Annotated in this window: 12 protein-coding genes; 1 reads left to right on the top strand and 11 read right to left on the bottom strand. The window is 48.2% G+C overall.

The window, feature by feature from the left end; genetic code table 11:
* From ACJMLT_RS03370 to ACJMLT_RS03395, 6 genes are all read right to left on the bottom strand, one after another.
* Positions 1 to 1,929 (bottom strand): Lon protease family protein (locus ACJMLT_RS03370; protein WP_405726588.1); only part of this gene is annotated, 1,929 nt, incomplete at its 3' end.
* Between the two features lie 74 nt (positions 1,930 to 2,003).
* Positions 2,004 to 2,456, bottom strand: coding sequence for a ribosomal protein S18-alanine N-acetyltransferase (gene rimI / locus ACJMLT_RS03375; protein WP_405726591.1), 453 nt, complete (start codon positions 2,454 to 2,456; stop codon positions 2,004 to 2,006).
* On the bottom strand, positions 2,453 to 3,163 hold the full coding sequence (gene tsaB, locus ACJMLT_RS03380; protein ID WP_405726594.1) for a tRNA (adenosine(37)-N6)-threonylcarbamoyltransferase complex dimerization subunit type 1 TsaB: 711 nt from the start codon (positions 3,161 to 3,163) through the stop codon (positions 2,453 to 2,455). The genes rimI and tsaB overlap by 4 nt, the downstream gene beginning before the upstream one ends.
* A gap of 2 nt (positions 3,164 to 3,165) precedes the next feature.
* Positions 3,166 to 3,597: a tRNA (adenosine(37)-N6)-threonylcarbamoyltransferase complex ATPase subunit type 1 TsaE gene (tsaE, locus tag ACJMLT_RS03385; RefSeq protein WP_405726597.1), complete on the bottom strand. Its 432-nt coding sequence runs from the start codon at positions 3,595 to 3,597 to the stop codon at positions 3,166 to 3,168.
* Between the two features lie 11 nt (positions 3,598 to 3,608).
* Positions 3,609 to 5,459 carry a hypothetical protein gene (locus ACJMLT_RS03390; protein ID WP_405726600.1) on the bottom strand — a complete coding sequence of 617 codons (1,851 nt, stop codon included), beginning with the start codon at positions 5,457 to 5,459 and terminating at the stop codon, positions 3,609 to 3,611.
* A 31-nt stretch (positions 5,460 to 5,490) separates the two neighbouring features.
* The gene (locus ACJMLT_RS03395; RefSeq protein ID WP_405726603.1) at positions 5,491 to 5,763 is read right to left on the bottom strand and encodes a hypothetical protein; all 273 of its coding nucleotides are present in this window, start codon (positions 5,761 to 5,763) and stop codon (positions 5,491 to 5,493) included.
* A gap of 193 nt (positions 5,764 to 5,956) precedes the next feature.
* Between ACJMLT_RS03395 and ACJMLT_RS03400 the strand changes: the two genes are divergently transcribed.
* A complete protein-coding gene (locus ACJMLT_RS03400; RefSeq protein WP_405726606.1) occupies positions 5,957 to 6,679 on the top strand; it encodes a M23 family metallopeptidase in 723 nt (240 codons plus the stop codon).
* A 48-nt stretch (positions 6,680 to 6,727) separates the two neighbouring features.
* Here ACJMLT_RS03400 and ACJMLT_RS03405 read toward each other — a convergent pair whose 3' ends face one another.
* The 5 genes from ACJMLT_RS03405 to ACJMLT_RS03425 form a co-directional block, all read right to left on the bottom strand.
* A complete protein-coding gene (locus tag ACJMLT_RS03405; protein WP_405726609.1) occupies positions 6,728 to 7,048 on the bottom strand; it encodes a putative heavy metal-binding protein in 321 nt (106 codons plus the stop codon).
* Between the two features lie 12 nt (positions 7,049 to 7,060).
* A complete protein-coding gene (locus tag ACJMLT_RS03410) occupies positions 7,061 to 7,738 on the bottom strand; it encodes a SanA/YdcF family protein (RefSeq protein WP_405726612.1) in 678 nt (225 codons plus the stop codon).
* Complete coding sequence (locus tag ACJMLT_RS03415; RefSeq protein WP_405726615.1) at positions 7,735 to 8,121, bottom strand: YccF domain-containing protein; 387 nt, start codon at positions 8,119 to 8,121, stop codon at positions 7,735 to 7,737. Before ACJMLT_RS03415 ends, ACJMLT_RS03410 begins: the two co-directional genes overlap by 4 nt.
* Positions 8,122 to 8,140: 19 nt before the next feature.
* Positions 8,141 to 8,842 (bottom strand): DUF2161 family putative PD-(D/E)XK-type phosphodiesterase, encoded by a 702-nt coding sequence (locus ACJMLT_RS03420; RefSeq protein WP_405726618.1) that lies wholly within the window; start codon positions 8,840 to 8,842, stop codon positions 8,141 to 8,143.
* A partial coding sequence (locus tag ACJMLT_RS03425) for an aminopeptidase P family protein (protein WP_405726621.1) occupies positions 8,835 to 10,055 on the bottom strand: 1,221 nt, incomplete at its 5' end. The genes ACJMLT_RS03425 and ACJMLT_RS03420, both read right to left, overlap by 8 nt.

Consider the following 10,055-nt stretch of genomic DNA (forward strand, 5'->3'; position numbering starts at 1 on the left):
AAGAGACAGGGGGAAGTTCTGGGCATAGGTCTGCCCCAGAAAACCGGTGATGATCTGCACGCCCTTATCATGGGTCTGGCCGCTCATACGGGCTTCTTTTTCAATATTCACAATGCCGGATTTGCCCACATAGGTCGTTGCTGTGATGCGGGAAGGATTGCCGAAGGCATAACTGCCCATATCCAGCACCGCCAGACCGTTGATCTGACCAATTTCCGCACCATCTGTGTCGATCATGATCACATTTTCTTCCAGCATTTCATCCAGTTTTTCTTCGTACAGTTTCAGTCTGTCTTCTTTTTCTGCAATGGTCTTTTTGATATGAGCCGCTGTGACCAGCTCCGCTCCTTCCAGTTTCGCCCATGTAACTGCTTCACACAGAATTTCCGCCATATGGTTGAAACGGGTGGACAGTTTATCCTGTCGTTCCGCCGTGCGGGAAGAATATTCCACAATGGCGCAGACAGCGCTCACATCGAATTCCATGGTCTTTTCTCTTTCCACGAAACGCTTGATGAACTGGGCGATCTTTTCGATGTTCTCGCCGGTTCTGGGCATTTCGTAGTCGAAGTCCGCACGGATCTTAAAGAATTTATCAAATTCCTCATCATACTCATCCAGCACATCATAATAATAGCTGCTGCCGATCATAATGACTTTGATATTGGCGGGGATGGGTTCGGGCTTCAGGGTAGGCGCTACCACTGCCCCCAACTGTTCGCGGATGGAATCCATGTTGATCTCTTTCGTCTTGATGACACGGCGCAGAGCTTCCCACGCCTGCGGCATGGACAGGATATCCTGCGCCTGCACGATGAGATAGCCGCCGTTGGCCTTATGGAAAAGACCGCTTTTGATCTTCATAAAGTCTGTGGTCAGGTTACCGAATTCGCTGTCATATTCCACTTCCCCCACCAGATTGCTGTAGGAAGGATTGAATGTCACCACAACAGGCGCACCCTTGGATTTACTATGATCTACGATGAGGTTGACCTTATATTTCAGCGTCACATCCTCCGCAGGCTTTTTGTTCAGCATCGGCAGGAGAGAAGCCAACCCTTCTTCTTCCCCGTCTTCCTCCTCGATGAACTGGTCAATGTTTTCCAGCACATCTTCCTGCACATCCTTGATATAGGAAATGACCCTTTCGTACTGCTGATATTTCCCCTGCACCTCATTCACATGATGGCCAATGGCAAACATCCCTGTTTTATAATCCAGCTGATCCATCTGTTTTTTGGATTCCTTATCCAGATCCCGCAATTCCCGCATGATGGAACCGGCTTTTTCCTGCACCATCTGGGAATTTTTTTCGATGGTATCCTTCTGTTCTTCCGTCAGGTCATCATAATCATCTTCGCCAACGGCCTTGCCATCCACTACAGGCATGAAAAACACACCGGAGTTGGTGGTCTTCACCTGAAAATCATGCTGTTCCGCCACGGCGCTCATTTCTGCCATCAGGGCATCTCTTTTTTCGTCAAAGGAACGCTCCAGAGCGATTTTCTGAGCATCATATTCCTCCGTGCGGAAGGCCTTCTGCAGTTCTGTTCGGAACAGCTGCACCAGTTCCGCCATATCCTCCTTGAACTGCTTGCCGTGGCCTGCTTCAAAGCGCAGTGCCAGCGGGCTTCTGGGGCTCTGGAAATTATAGACATAGCACCAGTCATAGGGCACAGGTTCTGTTTCCGCCAGTTTTTCCGTACTGCTGCGGGCATAGGTGGTCTTACCCGTGCCGCTGGGGCCTGCCATATAAATGTTGTACCCCTTCATTTTCACCGCCAGACCAAAATCAAAGGCCTTTACCGCTCTGTCCTGTCCGATGACCCCTTCCAGCGGTTTCACTTCCGCCGTGGTCTGAAAACCCAGATCATCGGGGAAACAGCCTTTTTTCAGCTGTGTGTATTCCAACTCAAATGGTTTTGTCATGCTTTTTCATCTCCTTTACAGAAAGCGCCGCGGATCACAAAAATCCCCGACGCCCCTAAAATGCTTATTTATCTTCAATTTTCTTCGGAAAAATATTTCCACATGATGATGGCATCTTCCTTTGTATCGGGATAATAATTCTTGCGGATACCTTCCGCCTTAAATCCGTATTTATGATACAGTGCCTGCGCAGGGGCATTACCCATACGCACTTCCAGTGTGATGCCATACATTTTCTTTTCTACGGCAATTTCGATGAGTTTTTCCATCAGCATACTGCCGACACCCCTGCAGCGGGCTTCTTCCAGCACCCCCACATTGGTGATATGGCCTTCCACCACCACATGCCACATGCCTGCATAACCGATGACCTTGCCATCTTCCACGGCAACATAATAGATCGCCATGTTATTTTCCCTGATCTCTCTTTCAAATTCCGATCTAGGCCAGGGGATAGAAAAAGTTGCTTCTTCCAGCTCCACCACGCCATCCAGATGTTCTTCCGTCATGGGAACGATTTCGATCATTTCCCTTCCTCCTTCGCCAGACGTTCTTCCCTTTCTCTTTCTGCCTGAGATTTTCTCAGATAGATCAGTTCGAATTCGTCACTCTTCTTCGCCATGCCTTCTTCTGCCAGAATACGGCCCAATGCCGCCACGGAAGATGCACGCTGCATATTGCAGTGGGCAGGGGCAAAGAGGAAATTGGGGTTCTGTTCCAGTTTTGCCTTATGCACAGGCACACCATCCCCCAGGAAGATCACTTCCTGCTCCAGCATTTCCGCGATCTCCATGATACGTTCGATAGATTCTGCCATGTGGTCTGTCAGGCGCAGCATTTTGCCGTTTTCCCACATATAAAAGGCTGCATAGACCTGATTTCTTCTGGCATCCATAATGGGACAGATGATCTTATTTGTTTCAAAGATATTATATGCCAGAGCATCCAGGGTGGGCACTGCCACCAATGGTTTATCCAGCGCCAGCGCAAAGCCTTTGGCCGTTGCCGCGCCGATACGCAGGCCTGTAAAAGAACCGGGGCCCGCCGCACAGGCGATGCAGTCAATGGACGCCTTGTCTGTTTCGGAACGCTCGATGATCTCTGCGATCATAGGCATGATGGTCTGGCTGTGTGTCAGTTTATAGTTCAGTGTAAATTCGCAGATGAGTTTATCATCCTCCACCAGAGCCGCACTGGCTGTCTGTCCTGTGGTATCGATCCCCAAAATTTTCATGCTCAGTCCTCCTGTCTCAAAGTGATACAACGATAATCGTCATCCTTTGTATAATCCTTTTCCACGGTGATCCAGATGGCATCGGCAGGGATCAGGTCTTTCACCAGTTCCGCCCATTCCACCAGACAAACGCCTTCGCCGTAGAAATAATCTTCGTAGCCCGTATCCTCCATTTCTTCCTCGCAGGAAATGCGGTATACATCATAATGATACAAAGGCAGTCTGCCTTCGTACTCATTGACGATGGCAAAGGTAGGGCTGGTCACATATTCTGTCACTTCCAGACCCTTTGCGAAGCCCTTGGTGAAGACTGTCTTCCCTACGCCCAGATCGCCGCTGAGACAGTAAACCTGCCCCGCCTTTGCGGCTCTCCCCATCTTTTCCCCGAAGGCTTCTGTTTCCGCGGGGCCGTATGTTTCAAATCTTTCGTTCATATTCCTCAACCTCAGTTAATAAAGATCGCTGTGATATCTTCGTCCAGTTTTGTTACGCCCTTGCCGTCATAATAGCCCAGACCGCCGGTCAATTTCTGCACATCATAGCCGTAGATAAGGGCTGCCTTGCCGTTGCCTTTATACTGGAAGGCAAATACGCCGCCGTCGATGGTTTCACGTTTTTCGCCGTCCCACCATTCCATTTTGCCACTGCCTGTTTTCTGATCCAGCAGCAGATAATATACTCTGCCTGCATCTTTTGCAAACTGTACACCGCTGGCATCTGTAATGCTGTTGTCGCCTGCCCCTGCTTTGCCCAGTTTGCCTGCGCCGTTTGCACAGTCGTAATAGTAGAACAGGTCATTTCTGCCTGCAAAAGCAAATTCTTCTACATTTTCCTGTACCGCTTCTGCTTCTGCCGCCTTGCCGATTTTCATCTGTTTCAGTGTGTTGCCGCCGTTAGCATCTTCCACCAGATAAGCCGCCTTGCTGCCGTCCTGAGAAACCTGTACCGTATTCAGCTGTACTGCAGAATCACTCAGTACTTCCACATTGCCAGCCCCATCCGCCAGGAAAGGCTGCATGCCGCCGTAATTGATGGACATATAGTAGATCATATCCACCATTTCCAGACCACCGCCGATGACAGACAGATACAGGGGCTGGAAAGGTTTTGCCTGATACCCTGTGATGAAGTTCTTTTCGCTGTCTTTCACTGCGATGGCAGAAACTACGTTATCTGCTACCAGTTTTGTTTTGCCGTTGGAAAGGATATAGTATTCCTGCAGCAGAGGTTCCAGACCTTTGTCGCTCTTCATAGCCGCACGCAGTTCGTCACGCATCAGTTTCTGGTCGTAGTTGGGGTCATCCTTTGTCATTTTTGCATCGATCTCTGCCATATCATCTTCCAGCAGTTCGGAATAAGGGATGATCTCTGTGGGTTTTACGCCGTACAGCAGATCTCTGCCGTTGGGCATCAGCTCCATGTACTGGGCGTTTTCCGCCACCAGAACAGGTTCATTTTTGAAGTCATAGCTGTAAATGTTATACATTTCATCCGCTTTGGAAACGAAGTACAGTGTATCTTCGGACAGTGCATACAGGGGGCAGGTATCTGTCAGTTTGACCACATTGACATCGCCGTCTTTCTGCACTTCTGCGGCACAAAGCATGTCATAAGCATCTCTGAATACCAGCCATTTGCCGTCTGCGCGCAGAGCATAGGTATCTTCTTCCAGCTGAATATTTTCCGCGATCTTTTCGCTTTCGCCGCCGCGATTCATTTTCAGCTGCATCGCATCGCCTTTCTTCGTCACGTAAGCAACAACTTCCCCGTTTTTGCTCATCTGATAATCAACAACGCCTTTGTCAATACATGTTCCTTCCTGAGAAGCATCCTTGACATTTCTGCGGTAAAGATCAAAGGATCCGTCTGCACTGACATTCGCACTGTAATATGCCACATCCGCATCTTTCGCCACGCCGGCACCCCATGCAGAATAGAAATAGTTGTAGCCGCCGCCGGCAGAAATATCTTCCTGCACCAGATAAGGCTCATTTTTCATATCGTAATAATACAGGTCGTTATCCTTGGCATAGAAAACCCCGGTATCCCTTACCACTTTGCCCACAGGCGTCATCCAGACCACTGCCAGAAAAGCGATAAACAGTGCAAGCCCCACAACAAGGCCAAGGATATTGCTGCCGCCTTTTTCAGCAGGTTTCTCTGCAGGGCTTTCTTCTGTTTCCGCCGCAGGTTCTTCCGCAGGTGCTTCTTCCATCACAGGTGTTTCTTCTATTTCTTCCGCAACAGGTTCCTGCATTTCCTGTTCCAGTTCTTCTTTCTTTTCCATATCGTCCATTTTTGGCGTCCTCCTTAATTGTTACAAATTGTTAAAAATATCTGTTCCAGAGTGCCAGAGCCACACGCCCGATGCCTTTGCCATTCCGGACAGCCTTTTTGTTTCTTGCCGTTCTCTTTTGTTTCTTTTCCATCTTAACGGCTGCCTTTGCCGCTTTTTTTGCAGCTTTTTCCATTGCCTTATATGCTGCTTTTTTCCTTCCACCGGGCAGTTTCTTTTTGATATCCAGTGCTTTTTTACCTGTTTTGGCAATCCTGATCCCTTTCTGGGCCGCGCCGATACCTGTTTTCACCTTCGGATCCATGAAAAAGCCCCCTTCCTTACGCTTTTTTGCGTACATTATATTGTACCACAATCATCCATATAAAGTCTACTCCACTAATTATTAACGAATTGTTACAAATTTTAAAGTTTTTTTGAATTTTCTATTTACAAACCATATTTTTCTATTTATAATACAGTTTGTATACAAAATATGAAAGGTGCGAATCTTCTTTATGAATAAACATCAGCATATCTCTCAGGAACAGAAAAAACATTCCCTGATTTCCCATATTTCTCAGAAAGCACTGCGTTTTACAACAGCATTCTGTGCAGCAGCCATGCTGGCTTGCGGCGTTGCCTATGCTGCAGCTCCCGCCGCTTCCGAAGCAGCCCTGCCCGCAGATGCCGCAGGTTCTACCTTCACAAACGTGGTAGTCACAGCCTATGATAAAAACGGTTTCCATTCTGACGATCTGATCAGAATCGATGCTCTGGTGCATAAAACAGATATTTCCTTTGCCGTGATCTCCAATAAGATCAACGCTGCACTGGAAAAACAGAACCATATCCCCGGCGGCTGGCCCGTGGAGAGCAGAATCGTTTCCACCGAATTCAACCCCACCGCAGATCCCTGCATCAGCGACGGCAGAAAACACTACGGCATGGATATTTCCACAAAAAGCCAGATCATCCCCATTTATGCAACTGCATCCGGCACGGTGACAACTGCCACATTCCACCCCGAATTCGGCTATTATGTAGTCATCGACCATGAAAATGGCTTCACAACACTGTATGCACACTGCAACGAACTGACTGTAAACGCAGGCGATACAATCGAAAAAGGTGATATCATCGCCACCACCGGCAGCACCGGCTGGTCTACCGGCATCCATTGCCACTACGAAATCCAGCTGAACGGTGTATATCAGAACCCCAGAGATTATCTTGGCTAAAAAAGGAACCTCAACTCAGACGAGTTGAGGTTTTTTATTGTTCGTCAATCATTCGTATCTGACTGCTGTGCCGGATGCCGTTACCATCAGCATACCGTTATTGGCACCCAGTACTTCATAGTCGATATCCACACCGACTACCGCATTGGCACCCAGTTTTGCTGCTCTTTCTTCCATCTCACGAAGGGCACTTTCTCTGGCATTTACAAGTTCTGTTTCGTATGTATTGGAACGGCCGCCAAAAAAGTTGGACAGTCCCGCCACCATATCCTTCACTACGTCTACCCCGGAAATCACTTCACCAAACACGATGCCTTTGTATTCCACAATTTTTTTACCTTCGATGGCCTGTGTTGTTGTTACGATCATATCCATTCCTCCTTAATCATTGGTCAGATCACCATTGCCTGTAATAGGGATCGCCTCTCCCAGATATTTCGGCAGAGGCTGCACCACTGCTGTGCAGAAATCCTTGGCTCTAGCCAGCATCTCTCTAAATTCCCGATAGGCCTGTCCACGATACTCCACTTCCTGTGCAGGAACACCATAAGCCTCCAGACCTAATTTTTCCGCCACATACAAAGCCCTTGGCAAATGGTATCTCTGAGAAACGACAATCACTTTTTCTGCACAGAAAATATCCCTTGCACGATACATGCTTTCGTAGGTGGAAAACCCTGCGTGATCCATAAAGATGTCCGCGGAAGGGATGTCCCTTTCCATGGCATATTCCTTCATGAGGTTTACCTCATCATACTCTTTTCTGCCATGGTCACCACTCATCAAAAGCTTCGGTGCAGCACCATCCTCATATAAAGCAACCCCCGTTTCCAGCCTGTCCCGCAGCATCAGGCTGGGCGTCCCGTCTTCTCTGACTCCACAGCCCAGAACCAGTATACAGTCCGCTCCCTGTTCTGCCGCTTCTTCTGCCGTAAGGATTTTGTCAGCCGTATGATTTTTCACATGACTGCTCAAACCAAAAACAGCCAGTATTCCCATACATCCAAGACAAAACAGGGCAAAAAATCCCCGTTTCACCCATTTCATTTTCTTTCTCATACCATTTCCTTATTGCGGATGCGGGCACCAAAAGGAGTCAGAGCCAGCATGGCAAATTTAAAATGCTGGATACCAAAAGGGATGCCCACGATCGTCAGACAGCAGGTGATCCCCATCACCACGGAAGACAGTGCCAGTTCCAGCCCGCAGAACAGCACCCAGATCACATTCAGGATCACAGAGCCGCTGCCCATGTTGCCATAATCGATGACCTTCCCAAAGGGGCACAGCGCCATTTTCGCAAATTTGAAGCACTGTTTCCCCACAGGGATGCCGATGATGGAAATATAGCAGACGATCCCCGCCAGAAACCAGCCGATAGCAGAAATCAGACCGCCAAAGATGATCCACAATACATTTCCTAAAACCTGCAGTACGGACATTTTCATTCCTCCTAATCCATCAGATGTTTTCATTTCTGTAAAACATTACTGCTTTTGCAAAATCCTCATTCTCCAGAGCTTCTTTTCCTTTTTCCGAAAGGGCATAGACACCCTTTTCCACTCTCTGAAACCATTTATCATAATTTCTGCTGAAAAGGGCTACATAGTCCTCCATGCCCCGTTCTCTGAGGGATGCCATGGAAACCTGCCCCTCTCTTTCCAGAAGGCATGCCAGACGAATACTCTTCTCGCGAAAAGCCGTCATGATTTTCCTGCGGGTCATACCGCCCACATTGGCATCTACCTGACGGTTTTCCAGTTCCGCCTGCACCCGTTCCCGTTTTTTGCGATTCTTCCACGCAAGACTGTCGGAAGGCTCCAGCACCACATCCACTGTTTTTAAAGGGCTGTCCAGCGCAACTGTCAGCAGCCCCAGTTCCAGCCGTTTCAATAATTTCAGCATATCTTTCCATGCTTTTTCCCTTGCGCCTTTTTTTGGGCGGGGAATCGCCACAAAAACATGCTCTGTCAGACTCTGCCGATCCAATCCCTGATAGACCAGTTTCAGGTTAAAGGCTTTTTTCAGTTCTACGATGACCAGGTGCCCGTCTTTCACCGCAGCAATGTCGCAGTCCTTCACCTCTGCCTGCACCTGATAACCTTCCTCCTCCAGAAAGGCACGGATCGGCTCGTATAAATCTGTTTCCTTAAAATCAGCCATTGTATTTCTCCATGAAAGCTTCGATTTCTTCCACCGTTTTGATCATGGCGGAAGTCATCACTTCTCTGCCTTCTTCCGTTACCAGTACATCATCTTCGATACGGATACCGATTTCCCATTCTTCGATATACAGACCAGGTTCTACAGTCAGCACCATACCGGGCTGCAGGGTACGGTCAATATATCTGCCGATGTCATGGGTTTCTGCACCAAGGTAATGGCTCACCCCATGATAATAATATTTCGCCACATCTTCCTTCGTTTCCACCAGACCGATTTCCTTCAGCGCATCGAAATAATAATCTTTCAGAAGTTCATTCAGGCTGTTGAAGGGCACACCGGGTTTGATGGCTTCGATGACTCTTCTCTGGCCTTCCAAAACGATGTTGTAAACCAGTTTCTGTCTTTCTGTGAATTTGCCGCTAATGGGGAAGGTACGGGAAATATCCCCTGCATACCAGCCCCACTGGGCACCGGCATCGATGAGGATCAGTTCGCCGTCTTTCACTTCCTGATTATTTTTATCATAATGGAGGATCGTGCCTCTTTTCCCGCCGGCGGCGATGGTACCGAAAGCTCTGTCCTTCACGCCGTTTTTCTTCAGCACATAGTCATATGCCGCTTCCACTTCATATTCCATCATACCGGGTCTTGCCACTTTCATCATTTCCTCAATACCCAGACGGGTAATATCCATGGCCTTGCGCATCCGTTCCAGTTCCCATTCTTCCTTGATGACACGCATTTCGCTGAAATCAGGATAGAGATCACCGATGATCATATGAGGGGTCTGTCTGCGTACTTTTTCCGCAAATTCCAGCGCAGGAGAAAGAGCATCGTTCCATTCTCTGTTTTCCAGATCCATCCACATCTTTTTGATGCCGTTTTTGAAAAGATAAGCCGCAAAATCCGCTTCAAACGCATCGATGACAGAAATATCTGTAATGCCGCTGATTTCTGTCGCCTCTTCCGCAGTCATGTTTGCGCCGACCCATTTCGCCATTTCGCCGTTATCTCTGGGGATATAAAGGGTCTCCTGCACGCCTGTTCTGGTTTTCGCCAGAAAAAGGATACAGTCCTCTCTGTCAATACCCGTCAGATAATAGAAATTGCGGTCAGGGGAAAAAGGATATCTTTCATCCCCTCTTTTATAGGGTGCCTTCCCTGCAAAAATCACTGCCGCAGAAAACATCTCCATACGGTTCAGCAGTTT

The sequence above is a fragment of the Anaerotignum sp. genome (genome assembly GCF_045122575.1).
GTDB lineage: Bacteria > Bacillota > Clostridia > Lachnospirales > Anaerotignaceae > Anaerotignum_A.

Bases quoted from the DNA above. Each gene is read 5' to 3' on its own strand.
- ACJMLT_RS03420 (WP_405726618.1), bottom strand. From the start codon at position 8,842: ATGGCTGATTTTAAGGAAACAGATTTATACGAGCCGATCCGTGCCTTT.
- ACJMLT_RS03415 (WP_405726615.1), bottom strand. From the start codon at position 8,121: ATGTCCGTACTGCAGGTTTTAGGAAATGTATTGTGGATCATCTTTGGC.
- tsaB (WP_405726594.1), bottom strand. From the start codon at position 3,163: ATGAAAATTTTGGGGATCGATACCACAGGACAGACAGCCAGTGCGGCT.
- tsaE (WP_405726597.1), bottom strand. From the start codon at position 3,597: ATGAACGAAAGATTTGAAACATACGGCCCCGCGGAAACAGAAGCCTTC.
- ACJMLT_RS03410 (WP_405726612.1), bottom strand. From the start codon at position 7,738: ATGAGAAAGAAAATGAAATGGGTGAAACGGGGATTTTTTGCCCTGTTT.
- ACJMLT_RS03400 (WP_405726606.1), top strand. From the start codon at position 5,957: ATGAATAAACATCAGCATATCTCTCAGGAACAGAAAAAACATTCCCTG.
- ACJMLT_RS03395 (WP_405726603.1), bottom strand. From the start codon at position 5,763: ATGGATCCGAAGGTGAAAACAGGTATCGGCGCGGCCCAGAAAGGGATC.
- ACJMLT_RS03405 (WP_405726609.1), bottom strand. From the start codon at position 7,048: ATGATCGTAACAACAACACAGGCCATCGAAGGTAAAAAAATTGTGGAA.
- ACJMLT_RS03390 (WP_405726600.1), bottom strand. From the start codon at position 5,459: ATGGACGATATGGAAAAGAAAGAAGAACTGGAACAGGAAATGCAGGAA.
- rimI (WP_405726591.1), bottom strand. From the start codon at position 2,456: ATGATCGAAATCGTTCCCATGACGGAAGAACATCTGGATGGCGTGGTG.